At 66.1% G+C, this 23,406-nt stretch carries 22 protein-coding genes; 11 read left to right on the forward strand and 11 right to left on the reverse strand.

Annotated features, from left to right (window positions below):
• Positions 1 to 107: 107 nt before the first annotated feature.
• Positions 108 to 260: a hypothetical protein gene (locus LT970_RS02645; RefSeq protein WP_232687420.1), complete on the reverse strand. Its 153-nt coding sequence runs from the start codon at positions 258 to 260 to the stop codon at positions 108 to 110.
• Between the two features lie 124 nt (positions 261 to 384).
• On the reverse strand, positions 385 to 918 hold the full coding sequence (locus LT970_RS02650) for an inorganic diphosphatase (RefSeq protein ID WP_232687421.1): 534 nt from the start codon (positions 916 to 918) through the stop codon (positions 385 to 387).
• A 114-nt stretch (positions 919 to 1,032) separates the two neighbouring features.
• Between LT970_RS02650 and LT970_RS02655 the strand changes: the two genes are divergently transcribed.
• Complete coding sequence (locus LT970_RS02655; RefSeq protein ID WP_232687422.1) at positions 1,033 to 1,383, forward strand: PadR family transcriptional regulator; 351 nt, start codon at positions 1,033 to 1,035, stop codon at positions 1,381 to 1,383.
• Between the two features lie 89 nt (positions 1,384 to 1,472).
• Here the strand turns inward: LT970_RS02655 and LT970_RS02660 are convergent, their stop codons facing one another.
• Positions 1,473 to 2,024, reverse strand: a complete 552-nt coding sequence (locus tag LT970_RS02660) for a DUF7108 family protein (protein ID WP_232687423.1) — start codon at positions 2,022 to 2,024, stop codon at positions 1,473 to 1,475.
• A 9-nt stretch (positions 2,025 to 2,033) separates the two neighbouring features.
• Positions 2,034 to 2,630 carry a ribonuclease HI gene (gene rnhA / locus LT970_RS02665; protein WP_232687424.1) on the reverse strand — a complete coding sequence of 199 codons (597 nt, stop codon included), beginning with the start codon at positions 2,628 to 2,630 and terminating at the stop codon, positions 2,034 to 2,036.
• A 176-nt stretch (positions 2,631 to 2,806) separates the two neighbouring features.
• Between rnhA and LT970_RS02670 the strand changes: the two genes are divergently transcribed.
• Complete coding sequence (locus tag LT970_RS02670; protein WP_232687425.1) at positions 2,807 to 3,769, forward strand: transcription initiation factor IIB; 963 nt, start codon at positions 2,807 to 2,809, stop codon at positions 3,767 to 3,769.
• Between the two features lie 223 nt (positions 3,770 to 3,992).
• Here LT970_RS02670 and ppsA read toward each other — a convergent pair whose 3' ends face one another.
• Positions 3,993 to 6,272 (reverse strand): pyruvate, water dikinase, encoded by a 2,280-nt coding sequence (gene ppsA, locus LT970_RS02675; RefSeq protein ID WP_232687426.1) that lies wholly within the window; start codon positions 6,270 to 6,272, stop codon positions 3,993 to 3,995.
• A gap of 198 nt (positions 6,273 to 6,470) precedes the next feature.
• On the opposite strand from ppsA, the gene LT970_RS02680 reads away from it, so the two are divergent.
• The gene (locus LT970_RS02680) at positions 6,471 to 6,896 is read left to right on the forward strand and encodes a hypothetical protein (protein ID WP_232687427.1); all 426 of its coding nucleotides are present in this window, start codon (positions 6,471 to 6,473) and stop codon (positions 6,894 to 6,896) included.
• A 121-nt stretch (positions 6,897 to 7,017) separates the two neighbouring features.
• Here LT970_RS02680 and LT970_RS02685 read toward each other — a convergent pair whose 3' ends face one another.
• Complete coding sequence (locus LT970_RS02685; protein ID WP_232687428.1) at positions 7,018 to 7,944, reverse strand: PhzF family phenazine biosynthesis protein; 927 nt, start codon at positions 7,942 to 7,944, stop codon at positions 7,018 to 7,020.
• 427 nt (positions 7,945 to 8,371) lie between these two features.
• Between LT970_RS02685 and LT970_RS02690 the strand changes: the two genes are divergently transcribed.
• The 3 genes from LT970_RS02690 to LT970_RS02700 all read left to right on the forward strand — a co-directional run bounded on the left by LT970_RS02690 (position 8,372) and on the right by LT970_RS02700 (position 10,814).
• A complete protein-coding gene (locus LT970_RS02690; RefSeq protein ID WP_232687429.1) occupies positions 8,372 to 9,073 on the forward strand; it encodes a phosphoribosyltransferase in 702 nt (233 codons plus the stop codon).
• A 77-nt stretch (positions 9,074 to 9,150) separates the two neighbouring features.
• Positions 9,151 to 10,005, forward strand: a complete 855-nt coding sequence (mtnP, locus tag LT970_RS02695) for an S-methyl-5'-thioadenosine phosphorylase (protein WP_232687430.1) — start codon at positions 9,151 to 9,153, stop codon at positions 10,003 to 10,005.
• Positions 10,006 to 10,088: 83 nt separating this feature from the next.
• Positions 10,089 to 10,814 carry a DUF7504 family protein gene (locus LT970_RS02700; protein ID WP_232687431.1) on the forward strand — a complete coding sequence of 242 codons (726 nt, stop codon included), beginning with the start codon at positions 10,089 to 10,091 and terminating at the stop codon, positions 10,812 to 10,814.
• 50 nt (positions 10,815 to 10,864) lie between these two features.
• On the opposite strand, the gene LT970_RS02705 is transcribed toward LT970_RS02700, so the two are convergent.
• The 3 genes from LT970_RS02705 to LT970_RS02715 are packed head-to-tail and all read right to left on the reverse strand — an operon-like array spanning position 10,865 to position 15,740.
• Entirely contained in the window at positions 10,865 to 11,875 is a 1,011-nt protein-coding gene (locus LT970_RS02705; RefSeq protein WP_232687432.1) for a segregation and condensation protein A, read from the reverse strand.
• Positions 11,868 to 15,440, reverse strand: coding sequence for a chromosome segregation protein SMC (gene smc, locus LT970_RS02710; protein WP_232687433.1), 3,573 nt, complete (start codon positions 15,438 to 15,440; stop codon positions 11,868 to 11,870). Before smc ends, LT970_RS02705 begins: the two co-directional genes overlap by 8 nt.
• A gap of 18 nt (positions 15,441 to 15,458) precedes the next feature.
• The gene (locus tag LT970_RS02715; protein WP_232687434.1) at positions 15,459 to 15,740 is read right to left on the reverse strand and encodes a DUF7518 family protein; all 282 of its coding nucleotides are present in this window, start codon (positions 15,738 to 15,740) and stop codon (positions 15,459 to 15,461) included.
• 443 nt (positions 15,741 to 16,183) lie between these two features.
• On the opposite strand from LT970_RS02715, the gene gatB reads away from it, so the two are divergent.
• The 3 genes from gatB to LT970_RS02730 all read left to right on the forward strand — a co-directional run bounded on the left by gatB (position 16,184) and on the right by LT970_RS02730 (position 18,555).
• Positions 16,184 to 17,668 (forward strand): Asp-tRNA(Asn)/Glu-tRNA(Gln) amidotransferase subunit GatB, encoded by a 1,485-nt coding sequence (gene gatB / locus LT970_RS02720; RefSeq protein WP_232687435.1) that lies wholly within the window; start codon positions 16,184 to 16,186, stop codon positions 17,666 to 17,668.
• A gap of 200 nt (positions 17,669 to 17,868) precedes the next feature.
• Positions 17,869 to 18,078, forward strand: coding sequence for a hypothetical protein (locus tag LT970_RS02725; protein WP_232687436.1), 210 nt, complete (start codon positions 17,869 to 17,871; stop codon positions 18,076 to 18,078).
• A 69-nt stretch (positions 18,079 to 18,147) separates the two neighbouring features.
• Positions 18,148 to 18,555 carry a GNAT family N-acetyltransferase gene (locus LT970_RS02730; RefSeq protein ID WP_232687437.1) on the forward strand — a complete coding sequence of 136 codons (408 nt, stop codon included), beginning with the start codon at positions 18,148 to 18,150 and terminating at the stop codon, positions 18,553 to 18,555.
• 54 nt (positions 18,556 to 18,609) lie between these two features.
• On the opposite strand, the gene LT970_RS02735 is transcribed toward LT970_RS02730, so the two are convergent.
• A complete protein-coding gene (locus LT970_RS02735) occupies positions 18,610 to 18,972 on the reverse strand; it encodes a DUF7994 family protein (protein WP_232687438.1) in 363 nt (120 codons plus the stop codon).
• Between the two features lie 257 nt (positions 18,973 to 19,229).
• On the opposite strand from LT970_RS02735, the gene LT970_RS02740 reads away from it, so the two are divergent.
• The gene (locus LT970_RS02740; protein ID WP_232687439.1) at positions 19,230 to 21,722 is read left to right on the forward strand and encodes a DNA topoisomerase I; all 2,493 of its coding nucleotides are present in this window, start codon (positions 19,230 to 19,232) and stop codon (positions 21,720 to 21,722) included.
• 27 nt (positions 21,723 to 21,749) lie between these two features.
• On the opposite strand, the gene LT970_RS02745 is transcribed toward LT970_RS02740, so the two are convergent.
• Positions 21,750 to 21,890, reverse strand: a complete 141-nt coding sequence (locus LT970_RS02745; protein WP_232687440.1) for a hypothetical protein — start codon at positions 21,888 to 21,890, stop codon at positions 21,750 to 21,752.
• A gap of 239 nt (positions 21,891 to 22,129) precedes the next feature.
• Between LT970_RS02745 and nreA the strand changes: the two genes are divergently transcribed.
• Complete coding sequence (nreA, locus tag LT970_RS02750) at positions 22,130 to 23,395, forward strand: DNA repair protein NreA (protein WP_232687441.1); 1,266 nt, start codon at positions 22,130 to 22,132, stop codon at positions 23,393 to 23,395.
• Positions 23,396 to 23,406 lie beyond the last annotated feature (11 nt).

Raw genomic sequence — 23,406 nt, forward strand, 5'->3', positions numbered from 1 at the left:
TACCCAATAGTTCGACGACCGGGACGCCGGCCACGCTTCGCGCAGTGGTATTCCCGGTTCTGGATGTAGTCTCCAGTTCGGTGGTGGCGCCACCCAGTAGTCGGCGGTTATGCGGAGTCGAGCTCGTCGCGAGCGTCGACGTCGTCGCTCCGGGGGCGCTGCGAGTCGTCGTCGGCGTCGTCCGTCCCGCTGGGAGGGGTGAAGTTCGTGGGGACGACCGTGACGTGGCGCATGCCGAACGAGGAGCGCTTGGCGGACATTACACTCCAGTGTAGTCGCTACACGGTAAAGAAATTACCCATGCGCATAACACATGGGCGGTTCCGCGGCGATTCCCCGCAGTTATCTGGCGGCGTTCGTCGGTGAATCTCGGTCGGGGACCGGCTACGCGAACTGTTCGTCGTAGAGGTCCTGTGCGTGTTCGACTGCGTCCTTGGCCGCCTGCGCGTCCTCGAAGCCCTGCGTCTCGACCTCCTTGCCCGCCTCGAGATTCTTGTACGTCTCGAAGAACTCCTCGATCTCGTCGAGTTGCTGCTGGGGGATGTCTTCGAGGTCCTCGATGTGGTCGTACCGCGGGTCCTCGGAGGGAACCGCGATGACCTTGTCGTCTTTCTCGCCGTCGTCGTCCATCTTCATCAGGGCGACCGGACGCGCCTCGATGACACAGCCCGGGAACGTCTGGTCTTCGACGAGCACGAGCACGTCGAAGGGGTCCTCGTCGTCGTAGTAGGACTGCGGGATGAACCCGTAGTCCGCGGGGTAGTGGACGTTCGAGTGGAGCACGCGGTCGAGGACGACGCCGGGAATGTCCTTGTCGTACTCGTACTTGTTCCGCTCGCCCTTGAGACATTCTACGACGGCGTAGATCTCGTCGGGCGCGTCGGGACCTGTCTCGAGGTCTTCCCAGAGATTGACCATAACGTCATCAGGTGCGCGGGGGGTGGAAAAAGAACTTTCGTATCTCGGAACAGGAACTGGCAACTGTGACCGGGTTGAGAAGTGTTTAAATATCCGGGCGCCTTTTCGCCAGGTATGTCAGAGGCACAACCTGCTGCACGTACGGACGTGCGCGACCTGACAGCGTTCCAGAAGAACATCCTGACCGTCCTCGCCGAAGAACCCCGATACGGTCTCGCTATCAAGCGCGAACTCGAGGACTACTACGGGCAGGAGGTCAACCACGGCCGACTCTACCCGAACCTCGACGACCTCGTGAACAAGGACCTCGTCGAGAAGTCCGAACTCGACAAGCGCACGAACCAGTACGCGCTCACCGACGCCGGCTTCGACGCCGTCGTCGACGACCTCGAGTGGTCGCTCACGAAGTTCCTCGTGGACGACGACCGTACCGAGACGGTCCGCGAGATCCTCGAAGAGAACTGAGCGAACCCCGTTTTCCGTTTTTTCGACGGTGTGCAGCGACTGCTCTACGTGCCGTTTCCAGAAAACACGCTATGTAACGTTCCCAGCCGTCAGTCCTGCCTGTCGGCGGTCTCGTCGATAAGTTCGAGTGACCGCTCGACAGCCTCGCGCTGTTCCTCGCTGGGCCACGCGTTCCGCGGGTAGTACTCCGAGACGAACTCCGCGCGCTCGGTGTCCGTCGCGGACTCCATCGGACGGGCGTAGTGGTTGCTCATGAAGTCCGCGAACGCGGCGGCGTTGGCGCCGTGCACGCCGCCGTGTCGCTCGCGGACCTGGTCCGCGAGATCGGCGTTGTGTTCGGCGGCGGACTCGTAGTCGCCCTGCTCGCCGCGTCCAGCGAGTGAGACCTCCGCGGCGCGGTCCGTGTTCTCGACGTCGTCCACGCGCACGAGTTCCTCCTCGTCGAGCCAGTCCTCCGGGTAGCAGACGAGCGTGTCGTCCTCGCGGACGCGGGCGACGAAGCCGTACTCGGCGAGCAGTTCGTCGCGCCGGTTCCGGTACGCGGCGGCCTCGTCGTCGTCCGCGGCGTCGCGTGCGAGTCTCGTCAGTCGTTCGGCCTCTTCCGTGACGTCGCCGGGCAGATCTTCAACTGGGTCGGTCATCGTCGGATTTCAGTCCTCGTCGAGCGCTTCGTTGGCCAGCTTATCGGCTCTGTCGTTTACCTCTCGCGGGACGTGGGTCAGCGACCACTCTTCGAACCGCTCCAGCAGTTCCCGAACCCGAACGCGCTTCTCGCGGAGTTCGGGGTCGTTGGTGTCCCACGCGCCTTTCACCTGTTTGACGATGAGTTGGGAGTCACCACGCACCTCGGCCTCGTCGAAGCCGAAGCCGTCGGCCGCCTCGAGGCCGGCGAGCAGCGCCTCGTACTCGGCCTGGTTGTTCGTGGCGCGCCCGATGGTCTCGCCGCCCTCGGCGACGATGCCGTCCTCGGAGACGAGCACCCAGCCGACCGCCGAGGGGCCGGGGTTGCCGCGACTCGCGCCGTCGAAGTAGACGTGGACGCGACCGCCGCGGTCGGGTTCGACGACTGCCGTGATGTCCGTCGGGCTACCGCCCTGCACGACGAGTTTGTCGTCGTACGCGACAGCGTGGGCGTCCCCGAGGTCCGCGTGCCAGCGCTCGTGGTCGGTTTTTCCTTCGCTGAATGCCGCTCCGGCGGCTTCGAGTCGGTCGCGCGCGTCGTCGACGTCACACTCAACCACGGGCATCGATTCGAACTCACCCGCCGCCGCGTATATGGATTGCCATCCGTGTGAGTGCCCGCCGATGGGCCGGACGGGGGTTCCGACTGGTTGCCGCCAACTGACCTATAATTCAGTCGCATTCCGAAGGTCGGAATCGGCGAAGGGTTTAAAAGTACTGGAGACACTACTATAAAAATGCGATGACACGGTCCACTCGCCAGCGGGAGCGAGAATCAGCGACAGAGCAGGAGGAGTCCGAGGAGGGGGTACGGGAGTGCCCGGAGTGTGGCTCAGACAACCTTGTGAAGAGTTCGGACCGCGCAGAACTCGTCTGTAACGACTGCGGACTGGTGGTCGAAGAGGAGCAGATCGACCCCGGCCCGGAGTGGCGCGCGTTCAACCACCAGGAACGACAGCAGAAATCTCGGGTCGGCGCCCCGACCACGCAGACGATGCACGACAAGGGGCTCACGACGACCATCGACTGGAAGGACAAGGACGCCTACGGACGGTCCATCTCCTCGAAGAAACGGTCTCAGATGCACCGCCTGCGGAAGTGGCAGGAACGCATCCGCACGAAGGACGCCGGCGAGCGCAACCTGCAGTTCGCGCTCTCCGAAATCGACCGGATGGCCAGCGCCCTCGGCGTACCGCGTTCGGTACGCGAGGTCGCCTCGGTCATCTACCGACGCGCACTCAAGGAAGACCTCATCCGCGGCCGGTCCATCGAGGGCGTCGCAACGAGCGCGCTCTACGCGGCCTGCCGTAAAGAAGGAATTCCGCGAAGCCTCGAAGAGATCTCCGAGGTTTCGCGCGTCGAGCGAAAGGAGATCGGTCGAACCTACCGCTACATCTCACAGGAACTCGGTCTGGAGATGAAACCGGTCGACCCCAAGAAGTACGTCCCACGGTTCTGCTCGGAACTCGAACTCTCCGAGGAAGTGCAGGCGAAAGCCAACGAGATCATCGAGACGACCGCCGAGAAGGGACTGCTTTCGGGCAAGTCCCCGACCGGATACGCCGCCGCTGCGATCTACGCGGCATCACTGCTCTGTAACGAGAAGAAGACCCAGCGCGAGGTCGCGGACGTCGCGCAAGTGACGGAAGTTACGATCCGGAATCGCTATCAGGAACAGATCGAAGCGATGGGCATCCACGGGTAGTCTCTCTTTCTCTCCTCTTAGAACAGACCGCGTAGCGACAGCTCGAGGGCCGATAGACGCGCACAGCGATAGGTAGACGCCGCGCAGCGATAGCCAGGTTTCACGCGAGAATCAGGCGGTACTGTGGTGGAACGCTGTGGAATCAGCAACTGATTCCACGGCGAACGGTGGTTCGTGGCTGACGCGGGCCGTGGCGGGGTCGACGTCGCGACCCCGGGAATCGTCACTCCCGGACGGAGTCCAGAAGCAGGCGCTGTTCGACGCGCTTGGCCTCGTGCTGGACGTCCCGGACGGCGTCGATGTTCGCGGAGATCGAGGAGATGCCGGTCTCCACGAGGTGGTCGACCATCTCGGGCTTGGACCCGGCCTGCCCGCAGATGCTCGTCTCGACGTCGTGCTCCCGGCACGTCTCGACCGTCTCACGGATGAGTTTCAGCACCGCCGGGTGGAGTTCGTCGAAGCGGTCGGACACGTTCCCGTTGTTCCGGTCGACCGCGAGCGTGTACTGCGTGAGGTCGTTCGTGCCGAACGAGGCGAAGTCGATTCCCTCGGCGGCGAGGTCCTCGATGCAGAGCGCGGCCGCGGGCGTCTCGATCATCACGCCCCACGTACGCTTCTCGGTGTCGAGGCCGACCTCGTCCATCAGGTTGCGCGCCGCGGCGACGTCGTCCTCGTCGTTCACGAGCGGGAACATCACCTCGACGTTGTCGTACCCCATCTCGTAGAGGCGCTTGAACGCCTCGAGCTCGTGCTTGAACACGTCCGGGGTGTCGAGACTGCGCCGGATGCCCCGGTAGCCGAGCATCGGATTGTGCTCGTGGGGCTCGTCGTTCCCGCCCTCGAGTTGGCGGAACTCGTCGGTCGGCGCGTCGAGCGTGCGAACGCGGACGGGCCGCGGGTAGAACTCCTCGGCGACGGACTGCACGCCCTTGACGAGTTCCTCGACGTAGGCGTCCTCGCCGTGGTCGTCGATGTACCGCTGGGGGGTCTTGTTCGTCGAGAGGATCATGTGCTCCATTCGGAGCAGGCCGACGCCGTCGGCGCCCGTCGCGGCGGCGCGCTCGGCGGCCTCCGGGATGGAGACGTTGACCTTCACCTCCGTGGCGGTCATCGGCTTCACGGGCGTCTTCGGACGCGCTTCCTCGATGGGGTCGCGTTCCTCTCTCGCGTCCGGTGGCCCCTCCGTGACGACGCCGCGGTCGCCGTCGAGCGTGATGACCTGGTCGTCCTGGAGCGTCGTGGAGGCGTCCCCCGCGCCGACGACTGCCGGACAGCCGAGTTCGCGAGAGACGATGGCGGCGTGACTCGTCATCCCGCCCTCGTCCGTGACGATGCCGGCCGCGCGCTTCATCGCGGGCACCATGTCCGGCGTCGTCATCTCGGTGACGATGATGTCGCCCTCGCCGACCTTGTCGAGCTGGTCGAGTTTCTTCACGATGCGGACCGCGCCCGAGGCGATGCCGGGGCTCGCGCCCAGCCCCGACACGAGCGTGTCGTTGTCATCGTCGTCGCTACCGTTGCCGTTCGCGGCGACCTCCTGTTCGTCGTCGATGGTGGTGATGGGGCGGGACTGGAGCATGTAGATGTCGCCGCCCATCATGGCCCATTCGACGTCCTGTGGTTCGCCGTAGTGGTCCTCGACGCGCTCGCCGATGGCAACGAGGTCCGCAATCTCGTCGTCCGAGAGCACGCGCTCCTCGCGCCTCTCCTCGCTCACCTCACGTTCGACGGTCTCCCCGGTGTCGGGGTCCTTGACGTGCATCAGTTTTTTGTCCGCGACGGTGACCTCTTGGACGGTGCTGTTGTCGCGGTTCACGACGTAGTTGTCGGGGGAGACTGCGCCGGAGACGACCGCTTCTCCGAGCCCCCACGCCGCCTCGATGATGGCTTCGTGGGCGCCCGTGGAGGGGTGACTCGTGAACATCACGCCGGATTTCTCGGCGTCGACCATGCGCTGGACGACGACCGCGATGTCGACCTTGTCGTGCTCGAAGCCCTGCTGTTCGCGGTAGTAGATCGCCCGCTGGGTGAAAAGCGACGCCCAGCAGCGCTTCACGCGGTCGACGAGGTCGTCGCCGGTGACGTTCAGGAACGTCTCCTGTTGCCCCGCGAAGCTCGCGTCCGGAAGGTCCTCGGCGGTCGCGGAGGACCGAACGGCGACGAACGCGCCGCCGCTCGACCCGGACGCGTCGTCGAGGTTCCCGTAGGCCGAAACGATCTCATCGCGGATCTCGTCCGGGAGTTCGGTGTTCAAGATCAGGTCCTTCGCTCGCGCCTCGGCGTCCGCGAGCGCCTCGGAGTCCTCGGGGTCGACATCGACCGCCTCGAACAGTTCGTCGTCGATGCCAGCCGCCTCGATGAACGAGCGGTACGTGCCGGCGGTCACGACGAACCCCGGCGGGACGGGCAACCCGGCGTCGGTGAGTTCGCCGAGTGACGCGCCCTTGCCGCCGACGAATTCGACGTCGTCGGCCCTTACGTCTTCCAGCCAGCGTACAGCCATGTGGCAGTTCAATAGACCGGAAAGCAGCATAAGTAGATTGCGAACAGTCCAACGAGCTCCGGGAACACAACTCGGCTTCGAGTTCATTCCTGTCTGGAAGTCGAATTTCTTCCTGTCTGGAAGTCGGATCCTCCTGTCGGCGGTTCGAGTTTCTTCACTGTCGGAGGTTTTTAGCCGGCGCGCTTCGTCGGGCCGCCCATGGACTCGAAACGTTCTGCAGTACACGCAGGCAAGTACTTCCTGCTCACGTCGCTGTTCGCGCTCGTCGCCCTCGCGTTCGTCGCCGGTGGCGCGGTTCTCGGCGGTGCAGAGGCCCTCGACACGTACAACGCTACGGAGTCGGTGACGCAGGCGCTCTCGGCGGCCTGGCTCGGCATACTGCTCGCCACTGTCGGCGTGCTCGTCTACCGCTTCGGGAAGGCGTGGGCCTTGTACAAGACGCTCACCGACGCCACCGAGGAGGCCCTCGAGGACACCTACGACACCCAGCGCGTGAAAAGCGACATCGTGAGCGTGCTCGACGACCGTCTCTCGGACATGCAGACCGACCTCCAGTCTGTGAACCGCGAACTCCGAAAGGTCCGCGGCGACGAGCAGTTCGAATTCGGTAACGGAGACGACTGATACGGCTCTGGGGTTCGCCGACGCTGTTCTTCCCGCGACTTCTCCCTCACTGGGCCTCGCTGTTCTCCGCATCGACTACCGTCCGCTGGTTCTCGCCGTTCTCCACTCCGATTGCCGCTCGCTACCCCTCGAGAATCTCCTCCTCGTCCGCCGCAGGCACCGTGAGCGTCCCGTCGAACGTCTCGACGGCCCGGCCACCCACGCGCGGAGCACCGCCCTCGCTGGCCTGCACGCTGACGCGGCCGGGCCGGTCGACGAAGTGTCCCTGTTCGAAGACCATCTCCGCCGGTGTCTCACCCGCGCCGAACGCGTCGAAGTGATCGAGATACGCCCCCACTGCGCCGCTCGCCGTCCCGGTCACGGGGTCCTCGTCGACGCCCGCGCCCGGCACCCACGCCCGCCCGTGGAGCGTCGACTCCCGGTCGAGCGCGTCGAAGGAGAACGCGTAGACGCCCGCCGCGCCCACCTCGTCGGCGAGCGCCTCGACCGCGTCGAAGTCCGGACTTGCGTCCCCGAGGTCCGAGAGGTACGTCAACGGCACCACGAGAAACGGTAGGCCCGTGTCTGCGACGGCCAGGGGCAGGTCGTCGCTCGCTCCGCGGAGCGCCGGCACGCCGACGCCGACGGCGTCCGAGACGTCCTCGTAGCCCACGCCGTCTTCCCTCGCGTCGACTTTCCGCACCTCGGGTTCGTTCTGCGTCATCCAGACGGTGCCATCGGACTCCACCTCGATATCGAGCACGCCGACGTTCGTTTCGAGGGTGTGTTCGCCCGCGTCGAGCGCGCCGTCCGCGAACAGGTGCGCGTGGCTCGCGATGGTCGCGTGCCCGCAGAGGTCGACCTCCGTCGTCGGCGTGAAGTACCGAACTCGGCGGTCGGCGTCCCCGCTCTCCCGGAGGAACGCCGTCTCGCTCGCGCCCAGTTCGGCCGCGATGGCCTGCATCTGGTCGTCGGTCAAGTCCTCGGCGTCCGGCACCACGCCCGCCGCATTCCCCGCACACGACTCCTCGGTGAACGCGTCCACCAGGAGCGCTCGCGTCTCGGTCATGCAGCGGGGTTCTCGTTCCTCCGTGTTGCCTGTTTTCCTCTGGAGGACGTTTCAGATACGCGACTGGCGATGAGAATATCCAGAAAGCCATAGCTGCCACAACGCGAACTGGTTTCGAGAACACCTGGAAAGCCCCGGCACGCTCGCGGTCGCTGGGTGGCATATCCGCTCACTGTGCTCGCGGATAGGGCCACCCAGACGACCACGCAGACGCGAGCGTGCCACCCCTTTCAGTCCTCCCGGTGACCGGTTGACCAGCCGGCATCGGGTGGGGCTTTCTAGGTGACAACGAAGGAGCGTCAGTTGCCGCCAGCTTCAGTCGAGGTTTCCTGCCTGTTCTCGAAGGTAACTCTGCCAGAACGACTGACGCACAACCGCCACTGCCTGTAAACCGTTAAGTGCGGCGGCGAACCACTCCCAACACGCAATGAGTGACCTCCCGGACGAGTTCAACTGCACTATCACCAACTGGGAGTACATCTACGGCCTCTGCCGGGACGTCAGCGACCAGGTGAAGGCGTCCGAGTTCGAGCCGGACGTGGTCGTGGCGCTCGCGCGCGGCGGCTGGTTCGCGGGTCGCTGTCTCTGTGACTTCCTCGGTCTGGACGACCTCACGAGTCTGAAGATGGAACACTACGTCGGGACCGCCCAGAAGTCCGGCGATCCCGAGGTCCGGTATCCGATGCCGGAGGGCTCCGTCGAGGGGAAGGACGTCCTCATCATCGACGACATCGCGGACACCGGCGGGTCCATCGAGCGCGCTCACGAGTACGTGACCGACCGCGACGCCAACGACGTCCGCACGGCGACCCTCCAGTTGCTCCAGACGAGCGAGTTCGACCCGGAGTACGTCGGCGAGCAACTCGAGCAGTGGGCGTGGGTGGTCTACCCGTGGAACTTCATCGAGGACATGGTGGACCTCGTCTCCGGCGTGATGGAGACGGACGGCGACGGCCCGTACACGGAGGCCGAGCTCCGCCACCTGCTCGCGGAGTACCACGAGATAGAGCGCATCGAGATGGAGATCGCCCAGCCCGACCGCTTCGACGAGGTGCTCGAGGAGATGGTACGCCGGGACGTGCTCGTGCGGGCTGGCGACGACGAGTGGAAACTCCGCGTCGAATCGTAGGCAGTTCTCCCGTAGCGTTCACGCCACTGTATCCTCGAGCCGAGTCCTTTAGGTCGCTCCCGCGAGCACCAGTTGGTATGATCGGCTTCATCGGCGGGTCCGGTATCTACGAGGCGCTGCCACTGAACGACGTCCGAGAGGAGGACGTGTCGACGCCGTACGGCGACCCGAGCGCGCCCGTCACCGTCGGCGAGTTCGGCGATACTGGCACGGAGGTCGCGTTCCTGCCGCGCCACGGCCCCGACCACCAGCGCAGTCCGACGAACCTCCCGTACAGGGCGAACATCCACGCGCTCAAGCAACTGGGCGTCGAGCGCATCCTCGCGTCGAACGCAGTCGGCAGCCTCCGGGAGGACCTGCCGCCCCAGACGCTCGTCGTCCCCGACCAGATATTCGACCGGACGAAACACCGCGACTCCACGTTCTTCGGCGACGGCGTCGTCGTCCACCAGCCGTTCGCGGACCCGTACTGCCCGCACATGGTCGAGCACCTCCACGACGCCGCGAGCGAGGCGACGGACGCACAGACCCAGGAGGGCGGGACGTACGTCTGCATCGAGGGCCCGCAGTACTCGACGCGTGCGGAGTCGGAGTTCTACAAGGACCAGGGCTGGGACCTCGTCGGCATGACCGCGATTCCCGAGGCGAAACTCGCGCGCGAGGCCGAGATGTGTTATGCCACCGTCGCGGGCGTCACGGACTACGACGTCTGGAAGCAGGACAGCGAGGTCACCCTGGAGGAGGTTCTGGAGAACGCCGCGGCCAACGAGACGGCCATCAAGCGCACCGTCGAGCGCGCCATCGAGTCGATGCCCGAGGAACGCGACTGTGACTGCGGACACAGCCTCGAGGGCACGGTGAACACGCCGACCGAAGCCATCCCCGAGGAGACCCGCGAGCGCGTCGAGGTGTTCCTCGGCGACTACCTCTGACGGTCCCTCGGCAGGACGCCGGTTAGATACGAACGCCCGGACACAAAATGTAAATACCACTCGTCCGTGTGTGAGTACAAGCAATGGGGAAACACGCCGATGCCGAGGCGTTCTCGCGAAAGCTCGCGTCGCTGAAGCGAGACGGCTGTAACGTGCTCGTCGTCAGTGACGCGGCGGGCCGCGACGTGGCGTGTGAACGCCTGCTCGGCGCCCCGGAACTCGACCGGCGGCACGTCTTCCTCTCCACGTCGAGCGACGTGAACACGATTCTCGACCGGCACGCGCCGCGCCGCACCGACGCCAACTCCGTCGGCGTCATCGACGCAACTCCCGGCAGTTACACGCGCTCTGCAGCCGCCTCAGCGGCGAGTACCGACGTGGACACCGCCGGACCGACCGGCGGACTGGTCGACGAAGCGTGGTACGAGCGCATCGACGATGTCACCGACTTCGAGGCGCTGCTCGCGGCGTCCCGGGACGCACTCGACCGCGTCTCCACGGCGGCCGACACTGCCGGCGACGTTCGGTTCTGCCTCGACGGACTCGACCCGCTGTTCGACGCCGCCGCGCGCGCCGACGCCGACGAGCAGGCGCTGTTCCGCTTCCTGCACGCGGTCACGAGTCGCGTCCGCTCGGTCGACGGTATGGGCCACGTCCACGTCTCCGCGGACATCGACGACCGCCGACTCGCCACGTTCGAACCGCTGTTCGACGCCACCATCCGCGTCGAAACCGACGAGACCGGCACCGTCAGCCAGCGCTGGCGACTCCACGACTCGGAGTACGTCAGCGACTGGTTCGAACTGTAGCTCCTACTGCTCGTTTTCCGACTGAGCGCAATCCCAGCGCCAGCGTCTGTTCAGTCCGCGGTCGCCGGCGCCTCGGTCTCCTGGGGCGACGCGTCCCGAACCCACAGGTCGCCGAACAGGTCGTCCTGCTGGAGTCTGACCGCGCCGCGGTGCGCGAGAAACAGTAACGCGAGGAACGTCTCCACCAGCGAGCCGCCCGTCTGTGCTATCTCGTCGTACAGCACCTCTGTCCGCCCGCCGTCGTACTGCTCGTCGAGGGCCGCCTGGACGTCCGCGATGGTCTCCTCGATGTCCTCCTGGTGGGCGGTGCCGATCGCCTCGGCCTCGGTCGGTTCGTCGTCCATCCGGAAGTCGTCGCCCGTGCGGTAGTCGAGTTCCTGGACGCCGCGCCGGAACCCCTGCGGGGACTCGGAGGTGTCGTACGTCCGAGACTCCTTCCACCACGACGAGCGCTCGGCGTCCCGCAGGTCCCGCACCAGTTCGTCCAGCGTCTCCGGACTCCCGCGGGCGTGCTTGCGCTCGAGGCGCCGGTCCATCTCGGCCTCCAGCGCGTCCACGGGGTCGAACGCGGGCGCGCCGCCCTCCTCGGCGGGCGGCGCCTCCCACGGCGGCAGGTCCTCCTCTGCCTCGGGTTCCTCCTCGTCGTCGTCCTCGAGGAGCGCGTCACTCTTCATGCGCAACAGCACGCTCGCGTAGAACAGCGCCCGCCCCGACGTCCGTAGGTCCCGCTCGTCGAGCGCGTCCAGGAACGTGTCCGTCACCGCAACGATGTCGATGTCCCAGGGCTCGATTTCGCCGTCCTTCGCCAGTTGCACGAGCAACTCCACGGGTTCGACCTCGTCGTCCTCCGGGTCCGGTTCGGGGTCTGCGGGCGACTCCTCGAGCAGTTCTTCCGCGTCCGAAATCGGCGAATCGCGGTCTGCCTCCTCAGATTTCTCGCCGCCGCCGTCGGTTACGTCGCTCTCGGACGGCTTCTCGCGGTCCTCGTGGCCCGCGATGTCGAGTGGAATCTCCTCGCCGCCGTCCGCCCGGAGTTCGTCACCCGACGAATGGTCAATCATCTGCGACTGCCCCCTGCGACGACAGGTCGATGCCCGTCACGACGCTGTAGTTGTCGTCCTGCATCGTCACGCCGATGGCGCGCTCCGAACGGTCGAGCATCGCGGAGCGGTGGCTCACTACGACGAACTGCGCGTCGCCAGCGAGCTCGTCCACCATCTCGCCGACGCGGTCGGCGTTCACGGCGTCGAGGAACGCGTCCACCTCGTCGAGCGCGTAGAACGGCGCGGGGTTGTGCCGCTGGATGGCGAAGATGAACGCGAGCGCGGTGAGGGACTTCTCCCCGCCGCTCATCGCCTCCAGGCGCTGGACGGGCTTGTCCGCCGGCTGGGCCTTCATCGTCAGGCCGCCCTCGAAGGGGTCCTCGGGGTCCTCGAGTTCGAGCTCCCCCGTCCCCGCCGAGAGCCGCGAGAAGATGTCCTGGAACTGCTCGTTGATGGCGTCGAAGGCTTCCATGAACGTCTCCTTCTTCTGCTGGTCGAACGACTCGATGCGTTCCCGGATGCCGTCGGCCTCCTCCTCTAAGGTCGCCCGCTTTTCCTCCAGGTCCTCGAGTTCGTCCTCGACCTCGTCGTACTCGTCGATGGCGAGCATGTTCACGGGTTCGAGGGCCTCCATCCGGGATTCGAGGCGTTCGACGTTCTCCTCGACCTCCTCGAGGTCCGGAATCTCCTCGGCGTCGTACTCCCCGACCGCCTCCTCGAGGTCCTCTATCTCGCTCGCGAGTCGCTCCTCGGCCTTCCGCAGACCGTCCAGTCGGCTCTGTACCTTCTCGACTTGCTGAGCCTGCTCGTCGCGGGCGGACTTCGCCTCCTTCAAGTCCTCGCGTTGGTCCTCGCGTTCGGCTTTGAGGTCCGCGAGTTCCTCCTCGAGTTCTGCGACCGCCGCCTCCTTCTCCTCGAGGGAGTCCTCCTTGTCCTCGATCTGCTCCTCGAGTTCGGCGATACGTTCCTCCTGGGCGGCCTTCTGGTTCTGTGCGTCCTCGATGTCGTCGTGGAGGTCCTCGACCGCGTCCTCGGCGTACTCCTTCTCCAGGCTCAAACTGTTGAGCTTCCCGTCGAGGTCGTCCACGCGGTCCTCCATGTCGTCGATCTCGTCCTCGATGGCCTCCTTTTCCTCGGTGAGGTCGGGAATCTTCGAATCCGCGAGCTCCGCCTCTAACTCCTCGATCTCGTCCTCGACCTCCGCGACGACCTCCTTCTGCTCGGCGATGTCGGCGTCGAGGGACTGCATCCGCTCGTCGACCTCCTCGCGCTCCGTCTCGAGTTCCTCGATGCGGGCCTCCAGGTCGTCGATCTCGTCCTCGACCTCCTCGCGTTCGCCCTCGGCCTGCTCGACGTCGTTCTGGATGGAACGCACCTGGTCGGTGGCGTCCTGCATCCGGTCGCGGGCGTCGTCGAGTCGGCTCTCGATGTCCCGCACGTCACTGCGAATGTCCGCGCGCTCGTCCTCGAGGCGCTGGATGCGCTCGGCGACGCGCTCCAACTGGCCCTTCCCGGACTTCGAGAAGGAGTACCGCGACCCGGAGCGACTGCCGCCAGTCATCGCGCCGGACTTCTCGACGAGTTCGCCCTCCAGGGTCACGAGACGGTAGTCGCCCATCAGGTCGCGGGCCGTCTCCATGTCCTCCACGACGAGCGTGTCCCCGAGCACGTACGAGAACACGCCAGCGTACTGCTGGTCGAAGTCCACTAGATTGACCGCGAAGTCCACTACGCCCGGCATACTCGGCGTGCTCCCGACGGAGCGATTCTGCATCTCCGTGAGCGGCAGGAACGTCGCACGGCCCGCGTTCCGCTGCTTCAAGTACTCGATGCAGGTCTGGCCGACCCCGTCGTCGTCCACCACGACGTGGGCCATCCGGCCGCCCGCCGCCGTCTCACACGCCGTCGCGTACTGCTCGGAGACGCCGCCCAGTTGGCCGACGGTGCCGTGGACGCCGTCCTGATCGCTGTTCAGTATCGTCGTCACCGCCTTCCCGTAGGAACTGTCCCCGGACTGGTCGGCCTGGGCCTCCAGGCGCGCGTACTCCTCCTGGGCCGCCGAGAGGTCGTCCTCCACGTCGTCCAGGTCCTCGTTTCGCTCGCGCTTCTCCGCTTTCAGGTCCTCGACGACGTCCGCGATCTGCTCGCGGTTCTTCCGGGCCTTCTCCAGTTCGTCCTCGAGGTCGTCGAGCGTCGCGTCGATCTCGGGGAGTCGCTCTTTGGCCGCCTCGAGGTCCTCCTTGGCCTCGCTCACCGCATTCGAGCGGCGATTCGCCTCGTCGAGCAACCGGTCTTTCTCGCGCTGGAGCTCGTTGCGCTCGCTCTTGGCCGCCTCAAGTTCCTCCTTTCGCTCCTGGAGGTCGGCCTTGAGTTCGTCGAACTCCGTGTCCACGGACTCGATCTCCTCCTCGATCTCAGCGACCTCCGCATCCTTGGACTGTATCTCCGCGGTGACACTCGACTTCTCGACTTTCAGATCGCGGATGTCGTCCTCGAAGTCCTCGATCTGCTCTTGTTTCCGGTCGATCTCCACGAACGCCTGCCGGCGCTCGCTCTCGGCGTCCTCGATCTTCTCCTCGGCGTCCGAGACCTTGTCCTCGAGCCGCGAGATGTCGCCCTTGATCTCCTCCATCTCGCGCTTGATGGCGAGTTGTTCGTCCTCGCCCTTGCGCTCGATCTCCGCGTTCAGGTCCTCCAGGTCCTCCTCGAGACGGAGCACCACGCCACGCCGGTCGTCGAGTTCGTCCTGCAGTTCCGCGAGTTCGTCCTCGCGGCGCTCGGCGTCCTCGCGCGTGGACTCGAGGTCCTCGCGCTTCTCCTCGAGTTCCGCGGCTTTCGCGTACCCCTCGTACTCCTGTTTCTCGTCGCGGAGTTCCTTGTACTCGAGCGCCGTCTGGCGTTCGTCCTCGAGCTGGTCGAGGCGTTCGCGTTTCTCCTCGATGTGGAGGTCGGCCTCCCCGATGCGGTCCTGGACGACCTCGAGTTCCTCGTAGGCGTCGGCCTTCTTCGCGTCGAACTCCGCGACGCCCGCGATCTCGTCGATGATCTCGCGGCGCTCGCCCGCCGTCATGCTGGTGATGCCGGTGACGTCGCCCTGCATCACGACGTTGTACCCCTCGGGCGCGACGCCAGCCTGCGCGAGCAGGTCCTGGATGTCCGAGAGGTTCACCGAGCGGCCGTTCAGGTAGTAGTAGGAGTAGTAGTTGTCCTCGGTGCGTTTCACGCGGCGCTTCACGGTGATGGTGTCGACCTCGCCGATCTTCTCGGAGTCCGCCGCCGACACCACCTGCTGGCGGGTCAGCGTGCGCTCCTCGTTGTTCAACACGACCTCGACGCTGGCCTCGTTCGGGCCGGCGTTCTCCTCGCCGTCCTCGTGGGAGGGGTTGTAGATGAGGTCGGTGAGCTTCTCCGCACGGATGCCACTGGTCCGCGCGAGGCCGAGCGCGAACAGCACGGCGTCGATGATGTTCGACTTCCCGGAGCCGTTCGGCCCGCTGATCGTGGTGAAATCCTCGTAGAACGGAATCCGAGTGGTCCGACCGAAGCTCTTGAAGTTCTCGAGAACTATTTCGTCGATGTACATTGGGGTCCAGGGCGGCCCTCAGGCGACGATGATGTCGTCGAGGTCCGACTCCTCGGTGTCGCTCGAATCCTCGCCCTCCGCGGATTTAGGCGCTTCGTCTTCGGTCTCGTCCGGGTCTATGGACGCCGTTTCGCGGGCTTCTCGGAGTTCCTCCGTGCTCGGCGAACGGTCGAGTTCCTCCTCGAGTGTTCGGATGCGCTCGCCAGCGTCGACGAGTTCCTCGGTCAGCCCCCGAACCGTCGCTTCGAGTTCCGAGACGCGCTCCTCCAGGTCGTCCGCGCGCGATGAATCCTCAGTCATGCACGTTGAACCTCACTCCAGACGTAAAACACTGCGTCATCCGGGCGTCAGACAACTGAAAGCGATGTGACGAGATGGCGGTCGTAATAGAGCAGTCCTCGAAAGCCCCGGCGAACTACGTCTCCACTCGGAACGCCTCGAAAGCCCCGGCTGGCTCGGCGAAGGCGGACGCCGCAAGGACCGCAACGAACGCAGTGAGTGGGACCGCAGCAAGGCCCCCGAGTCGAGCCAGCCGCCCCTTTCAGTCCTCCCGGTGACCGGTTGACCAACTGCCAGGGTGGGACTGAGCGGGCGCGAGCGCGCCGGGGCTTTCTAGGTGTTCGAAGTAGCAAGGCAGTCCGCAGACAGGACTTTCAGGTCGTTCTTCACAGCCGCCACGAATCCAACCGCCACTAACCACCGCTTCGTTAGCCATAAGCGCCCGCGCCGCGAACCGACGCTCAATGACCGCGCAGGCCGCCACGCAGGACCTCGCCGCCGTCATCGGGCTGGAGGTCCACGTGCAACTCGAAACGGACACCAAGATCTTCTGCGGGTGTTCGACGGACACCGCGGACGCGGAGCCGAACACGCACACGTGTCCCGTCTGTCTCGGGCTTCCGGGCGCGCTGCCGGTGCTCAACGAGGGCGCCGTGGAGGCCGCCGTGAAACTGGGGAAGGCCATCGACGCCGACATCCCGGAGCGCACGCGCTTCCACCGGAAGAACTACTTCTACCCCGACCTGCCGAAGGGCTTCCAGATCACGCAGTACGACGCGCCGATCTGCCAGGATGGTAGTCTGGACGTCGAGGTCGCGGACGAGCGCCGCACCATCGACATCGAGCGCGCGCACTTAGAGGAGGATCCGGGGAGCATGCAACACGCCGGCGGGAGCATCGACACCGCGGACTACACGCTCGTGGACTACAACCGCGCGGGCACGCCGCTGATGGAGATTGTGACGCGTCCGGACTTCCGGAGCGCCGACGAGGTGCGGTCGTTCCTCGCGAAGCTCACAGAGGTCCTGGAGTACCTCGGCGTCTTCGACGCGGAACGCGACGGCAGCCTGCGCGTCGACGCGAACATCTCGATGGTCGACGCCAGCGAGATGGACGACGACGGTGACCTCACCGAGGAGCAACTCGCGGCCGCGAACCGCACCGAGGTGAAGAACATCTCGAGCCACAAGGGCGCACAGAAGGCGCTGTCCTACGAGGTCACGCGCCAGCGCAACCAGCTCAAGCGCGGCCGCGAGGTCGAACAGGAGACCCGCCACTGGGACGAGGCACGGGGCGTCACCGTCTCGATGCGTTCGAAGGCCGAGGAGAAGGACTACCGCTACTTCCGGGAGGCCGACATCCCGCCCCTCGAGGTCTCCGACTGGAAAGAAGAGATTCCGATTCCGGAGCTCCCGGACGCGCGCCGCGAGCGCTTCCGCGAGTCGTACGGACTCGGCGAGGAGGCCGCGTCGAAACTCACGTCCCGGAAGGCGGTCGCGGACCTCTTCGAGGAACTCGCAGAGGAGTACGACCCCGACCTCGCGGCGACGTGGGTGGCGGACAACCTGCTCGGCGAACTCAACTACCGCGGCATGGAGGTCGCGGTCGTGGAGGAACGCATCGACGAGTTCGCGCGCCTCGTGGAACTCGTCGCGACCGACGAGATCACGTCGAAGAACGCCGAGGAGGTCGTGCTCCGCCGGATGCTCGACGACACCGAGTCGCCGGACGACGTCGTCGAGGCGGAGGGTCTGGGGAAGACCAGCGGCGACGAGGTGGCCGAGGCGGTCGCGGACGCCATCGAGGAGAACCCGGACGCGGTGGAGGACTACCACACTGGCGAGGGAGGCGCGCTGAACTTCCTGGTCGGCCAGGTGATGCAGAAGACGGGCGGCAGCGCAGACCCCGGCCAGGTGAACGAACTGCTCCAGGAGCGACTCGAGTCGTAGCTTTCCGTCGGTAGCGGGGGTGTAGCGTTCGGGCGGCAGCGGAGGCGTGGCGTTCGGACGCCAGTTGGAGTCATAGCATTCGGGTGGCAGTTGGCGGCGCAATCTCCGGATCTGCCACCCGCACGAACGCGGAAATACGGGAGTAGGATGTCCCTACCACCAGAAGACATTTCCACCACTGCGTGGTACTTGTTGGCACGATGCCCGTGTTCGCTCGCAACCTGCTTCCGCATCTCGTCGTCGTGGCGGCGATCCTTGACGCCGCGATCGTCGCCGGCCTGGGGCTTCGCTCCTACACGGGCGTGCTCGTTTTCGTGGCGCTGTTCTTTGCGACCCTGCCCGCGCTCTACGGACTCGCCGTCTTCGTCCAGCCAGACGAGTCGGCGGGCCGCGACCCGGACGGAGTCTGACGGTCGCGTTCTCGAACCGTTGTGGCCGGGACCGACACCGCTAACTGAGGTGTCGAACCACGCTCTGGCATGAGCTACGAGGTTCGCGAGGAACTCCCGACGCCCGAGCGGTTCGTCGCACTCCGCGACGCCGCCGGCATGGCGTCGCGGTCCGAGGACGGCGTCGCACGCGGCCTGCCGAACTCCGTCTACGGCGTCACAGTTGTCGAAACCGAGACCGACGAGACGGTCGGGATGGCGCGCATCGTCGGGGATGGCGCGACCGTCTTCCACGTCTGTGACATGGCCGTCCACCCCGACCACCAGCGGCAGGGCCTCGGCTCCAGGATGATGGACGCCATCGTGGCGTATCTCGACGAGCACGCACCGCCTGGCGCGTACGTGAACCTGATGGCGGACGTCGACGGCTTCTACGAACAGTGGGGCTTCGAGGAGACGCGCCCCGCCTCGAAGGGAATGTTCTACCGCGTGGAATGACGCGCTCGGCGTTCCTCCGCGTCGCGTAGGCGACCACCTGTCGGCGCCCGCGGGTCAGGGGTCGGTATCGAATGCGTCGTGTTCGATGACGTAGAGGACGCCGATGGCGGTGAGCGAGAGGCCGCCGATGACGACTGCGACGCCGTAGGCCGCGGACGAAGTTCCGCCCTCCGTGCGGAACGCGCGGCCTCCGGAGACGGCCAGCGAGAGGCCGAGCGCGACGTTCCCAAGGCCGGAGAGCAGCGACCAGCGAACGCGGTTGGTGACGCCGCCGGCGAACAGCAACGCGCCGGCGACGGCCATGAGCACCATCTGGAAGCCGATGAAGAGGTGCGGGGGGAACGTGACCGCGAGGCCGGCAGCGGCGAAGACGAACAGCGCCGCGCCGAGCCACTGGGTCAGCGTGCGTCGGTTCACAGTTCTGGATTCGGACGGGGGTGGTTAGTCCTTGCGCGCGCTCGCAGTGTGCGCGAATGCGCCTACCCGCTCGCTCCCTGCGGTCGCCCACACGGTTCGCGGGTCGTCTCTCCCCGCTCACTATGCCGTGGCCTCGATGCGCTCGCCCACGCACGCGCCTTGAGGCCGCGCCTGCTGGCGGTTTTCGGCAGCGAAATCTTTACACGCGGCTGTGGCCTATCGCCACCAACGACCACCCCAGCGGGTGGAGGTACACCGTGGAACTCATCGTCACAGAGAAGAACAACGCGGCGCGACGGATCGCCGACATCCTCTCCGAGGGAGGGGCGTCGACAGACACGACGGCGGGCGTAAACGTCTACGAGTGGGGTGGCCGGCGCTGCATCGGCCTCTCCGGTCACGTCGTCGGCGTCGACTTCCCGCCGGAGTACTCCGACTGGCGCGACGTCGAACCGGCGGAACTCGTCCACGCGGACGTCGTCAAGGAACCGACCCAGGAGGACATCGTGAACGCGCTCCAGCGCCTCGCGCGGGAGGCCGACAGCGTCGTCATCGCGACTGACTACGACCGCGAGGGCGAACTCATCGGGAAGGAGGCGTACGAACTCGTCCGGGACGTCAACGAGGACGTGCCCGTCCAGCGCGTGCGCTTTTCCTCCATCACGGAGAACGAGGTGCGGTCGGCGTTCGCGGACCCGGACGACATCGACTTCGACCTCGCCGCCGCCGGCGAAGCCCGACAGATCATCGACCTGATGTGGGGCGCGGCGCTCACGCGATTCCTCTCGCTGTCCGCCAAGCAGATGGGCAACGACTTCATCTCGGTGGGCCGGGTGCAGTCCCCGACGCTCAAACTCATCGTGGACAAGGAACGCGAAATCGAGGCGTTCGATCCGGACGACTACTGGGAGCTGTTCGCGGACCTCGAGAAGGATAGTACGGAGTTCGAGGCCCAGTACTTCTACGAGGACGAGGACGGGAACGAGGCCGAGCGCGTCTGGAACGAGGCCGACGCCGAGGCCGCCTTCGAGACGCTCCGCGAGGCCGGCGAAGCGGTCGTGCAGTCCGTCTCGCGTCGCACCCGCTCGGACGACCCGCCGGCGCCGTTCAACACCACGCAGTTCATCCGCGCCGCCGGCTCCCTGGGCTACTCCGCGGGCCGCGCGATGAGCATCGCGGAGGACCTCTACACCGCGGGCTACATCACGTACCCGCGCACCGACAACACCGTCTACCCGGACGACCTCGACGAGCGCGAACTGCTCGACGAGTTCGTCGGCACGGTGTTCGGCGACGACGCCGAGTCGCTGCTCGAGACCGACGATTTGACGCCGACTCGCGGTGACGAGGAGACGACCGACCACCCGCCGATTCACCCGACGGCGGACTTCCCGAACCGGAACAACCTCTCCGAGGACGAGTGGGAGGTGTACGAACTCGTCGTCCGGCGCTTTTTCGCCACGCTCGCAGACGAGGCGGTGTGGGAGCACCTTCGCGTCGTCGCGGACGCCGACGGCGAGTCCCTGAAATCCAACGGGAAGCGCCTCCTCGAGGAGGGGTATCACGCCGTCTACCCGTACTTCAACTCGAGCGAGAACCACGTCCCGGACGTCGAGGAGGGCGAGGCGCTCGCCATTGCGGACACCCGCTTCGAGGCCAAGCAGACCCAGCCACCCCGCCGGTACGGGCAGAGCCGGCTCATCGAGACGATGGAGGACATGGGCATCGGCACGAAGTCCACGCGGCACAACACCATCGAGAAGCTCTACGACCGCGGCTACATCGAGAACGATCCGCCGCGCCCGACGACGCTCGCGAAGGCGGTCGTGGAGGCCGCCGAGGAGTACGCCGACCTCGTCGTGAGCGAGGAGATGACGGGTGAACTGGAGGCCGACATGACCGCCATCGCGGAGGGCGAGACGTCACTGGAGGAGGTGACCGGGGAGTCCCGCGAGATCCTCGACCGCGTGTTCGACGAGCTGACCGAGTCCCGCGAGGAACTCGGCGAGCACCTCCGCACGTCGCTGAAGGCGGACAAGACCCTCGGGCCGTGTCCAGAGTGTGGCGACACGCTGCTCGTCCGACGGTCCCGCACCGGGTCGTACTTCGTGGGGTGTGACGGCTACCCCGAGTGCCGGTTCACGCTTCCGCTCCCGTCCACGGGCGAACCGCTCGTGCTCGACGACGAGGAATGCGAGGAACACGACCTCCATGAAGTGAAGATGCTCGCGGGCCGCAACACGTTCGTTCACGGCTGTCCGCTGTGCGCCGCAGAGGAGGCCGAGGAATCCGAAGACCGCGTCATCGGCGACTGTCCGGAGTGTGGCGAAGAACACGGTGGCGACCTCGCAATCAAACAGCTCCAGACCGGCTCCCGGCTGGTCGGCTGTACGCGCTATCCGGACTGCGAGTACTCGCTCCCGCTGCCGCGCCGCGGCGACATCGAGGTGACGGACGTGTACTGCAACGAGCACGACCTGCCCGAACTGGTCGTGCGGGACGGCGAGGACGACGACGACCCCTGGGAACTCGGCTGCCCCATCTGCAACTATCAGGAGTACCAGGAGCGACAGCGCCAGAAGGGCCTGGAGGTCCTGGACGGCATCGGCCCGAAGACCGCCGAGAAACTCGAGGAAGCGGGCATCGACGACGTCGGCGCTCTGGCGTCGGCGGACGCCGACCAGGTCGCGGAGTCCGTGTCGGGCGTGAGCGCGGACAGCGTCCGCGAGTGGCAGGCCAAGGCGGACTGAACACGACCCCGGACCGGAGTAGTGCTCTCAGCGTTCCCTGATGTGGATGCTCCCGCAGGCCGGGCAGTTGCCTGGCCGCTGCTCGAACTGCATCGCACAGAGGCTGCACTCGTACTTCGAGGGCGGGTCGGTCCCGACCCGTCGCTTGAGGGCACTGACGAACTCCATGGTATCTAGTGACACACCACCGCCGCGTAAATAGATTTTCCACGATACACGTTACTCACTCCGTTGTGGATGCAAAACTGGCATAGAATCGGGAGAAACACAGGCGAATGGAGGGTGTATTCGGATCCGGGTGCCTGAACCGGAAATCACTCCCATCGGATGGGTAGCGACCTGGCCGTGGAGGACTGGCGTTCCATCGCGTCGAAGCGAGTAAGTGGCCGCCACCCCTACGAGAGTGCGTGCGCCTCGACGATTACATCGAGGGACTGCGACCGGACGAGGACGCCGAGCGGCGGCGCCTCGCCGACGAGAAGTCCTACGAGATTCTGGACTACATCGACGACGTCGAGGCAGGCGTCGAGTCCGCCGTCCAGGGTGACACGCTGTACGGTACGACCGCCCCCTCCGTATTCGTCGGGCGGTCGTCGTACCCGAACGTCTCCGCGGGCATCCTCTCGCCGGTCGCTGGCGACGCCGACCCCGAGGAGTTCGCGACGTCCGGCGAGTGGTACCAGCAGGGTCTCGGCATCGACAACGTCCTCCAGTACCGGACCGGCCTGCTGAACTCCCGGCGCGCCGCGAGCGTGAACGTCGAGGACGTCTGGGACGGCTTCGTCGGCGTCCAGCGGGAGGTCGCCATCGCTGACCGCCCAGTGGACGTGGAGATCGGGCTTTCCGATACCCCGGAGTTCGACCGGGAGCAGTACACCAACCCGGCGGCGAACGCGCCCTCCGGGCCGAACGCGAGCGCCGAATCCGCGGACCTCGCGGAGAACCCACACGTCCCGCGTTACGTCGAGAAGACCCTGGAGGACGACGACTGGGCCGCCCAGGGCGCGATGACGTATCTCTACCGGCGCGGCCTCGACGTCTACGACATCAACCGCGTCCTTTCGGTCGGCGCACTCGGCCAATCCGAGGGCCGCCGACTCGTGCCCACGCGGTGGTCTATCACCGCCGTCGACGACACCGTCGGCCAGTACCTCCGCGGAAGCATCCGGGACAACCCGAGCGTGAACCGCGTCACCGTCCACGTCAACGAGTACATGGGGAACCGCTACTGGGTCGTGCTCGCGCCCGGCAACTGGGAGTTCGAACTCGTGGAGATGAAGGCCCCGGGCAGCATCTGGAACCCCGACCCCCACGGCGACATCTGGATGGGGTCGGCCTACGAGGGCTTCGAGGGAAGGTCGGGATACGTCGACGAGACTGCGGGCGCGTACTACGCCTCCCGTCTCGGCGCGCTCGAACACCTGGAGGACATCGGACGCCAGGCGAAGTGTCTGGTGCTACGCGAAGTGTCGGACGACTACTGGGCGCCCGTCGGCGTCTGGCAGGTCCGTGAGAGCGTGCGCAACGCCTTCGACAGCGAACCCGGCGAGGCTGAGACCTTCCACGGCGCGGTGAGCGAGGTGGCCGACCACCTCCCCGTCTCGACGGGGGCGCTCCGCCGGAAATCCACGATGGTCGCCGGAGTGCAGTCCGACCTCTCGTCGTTCACCTAGGTTTACAACCA

It is taken from the genome of Halobacterium zhouii (assembly GCF_021249405.1).
In the GTDB taxonomy this organism is placed as follows: domain Archaea; phylum Halobacteriota; class Halobacteria; order Halobacteriales; family Halobacteriaceae; genus Halobacterium; species Halobacterium zhouii.

Bases quoted from the DNA above. Each gene is read 5' to 3' on its own strand.
- LT970_RS02670 (WP_232687425.1), top strand. From the start codon at position 2,807: ATGACACGGTCCACTCGCCAGCGGGAGCGAGAATCAGCGACAGAGCAG.
- LT970_RS02715 (WP_232687434.1), bottom strand. From the start codon at position 15,740: ATGACTGAGGATTCATCGCGCGCGGACGACCTGGAGGAGCGCGTCTCG.
- LT970_RS02680 (WP_232687427.1), top strand. From the start codon at position 6,471: ATGGACTCGAAACGTTCTGCAGTACACGCAGGCAAGTACTTCCTGCTC.
- LT970_RS02745 (WP_232687440.1), bottom strand. From the start codon at position 21,890: ATGGAGTTCGTCAGTGCCCTCAAGCGACGGGTCGGGACCGACCCGCCC.
- mtnP (WP_232687430.1), top strand. From the start codon at position 9,151: ATGATCGGCTTCATCGGCGGGTCCGGTATCTACGAGGCGCTGCCACTG.
- LT970_RS02655 (WP_232687422.1), top strand. From the start codon at position 1,033: ATGTCAGAGGCACAACCTGCTGCACGTACGGACGTGCGCGACCTGACA.
- LT970_RS02725 (WP_232687436.1), top strand. From the start codon at position 17,869: ATGCCCGTGTTCGCTCGCAACCTGCTTCCGCATCTCGTCGTCGTGGCG.
- LT970_RS02645 (WP_232687420.1), bottom strand. From the start codon at position 260: ATGTCCGCCAAGCGCTCCTCGTTCGGCATGCGCCACGTCACGGTCGTC.
- LT970_RS02730 (WP_232687437.1), top strand. From the start codon at position 18,148: ATGAGCTACGAGGTTCGCGAGGAACTCCCGACGCCCGAGCGGTTCGTC.
- smc (WP_232687433.1), bottom strand. From the start codon at position 15,440: ATGTACATCGACGAAATAGTTCTCGAGAACTTCAAGAGCTTCGGTCGG.
- LT970_RS02690 (WP_232687429.1), top strand. From the start codon at position 8,372: ATGAGTGACCTCCCGGACGAGTTCAACTGCACTATCACCAACTGGGAG.
- LT970_RS02650 (WP_232687421.1), bottom strand. From the start codon at position 918: ATGGTCAATCTCTGGGAAGACCTCGAGACAGGTCCCGACGCGCCCGAC.
- rnhA (WP_232687424.1), bottom strand. From the start codon at position 2,630: ATGCCCGTGGTTGAGTGTGACGTCGACGACGCGCGCGACCGACTCGAA.
- ppsA (WP_232687426.1), bottom strand. From the start codon at position 6,272: ATGGCTGTACGCTGGCTGGAAGACGTAAGGGCCGACGACGTCGAATTC.
- LT970_RS02705 (WP_232687432.1), bottom strand. From the start codon at position 11,875: ATGATTGACCATTCGTCGGGTGACGAACTCCGGGCGGACGGCGGCGAG.
- LT970_RS02685 (WP_232687428.1), bottom strand. From the start codon at position 7,944: ATGACCGAGACGCGAGCGCTCCTGGTGGACGCGTTCACCGAGGAGTCG.
- LT970_RS02700 (WP_232687431.1), top strand. From the start codon at position 10,089: ATGGGGAAACACGCCGATGCCGAGGCGTTCTCGCGAAAGCTCGCGTCG.
- gatB (WP_232687435.1), top strand. From the start codon at position 16,184: ATGACCGCGCAGGCCGCCACGCAGGACCTCGCCGCCGTCATCGGGCTG.
- LT970_RS02660 (WP_232687423.1), bottom strand. From the start codon at position 2,024: ATGACCGACCCAGTTGAAGATCTGCCCGGCGACGTCACGGAAGAGGCC.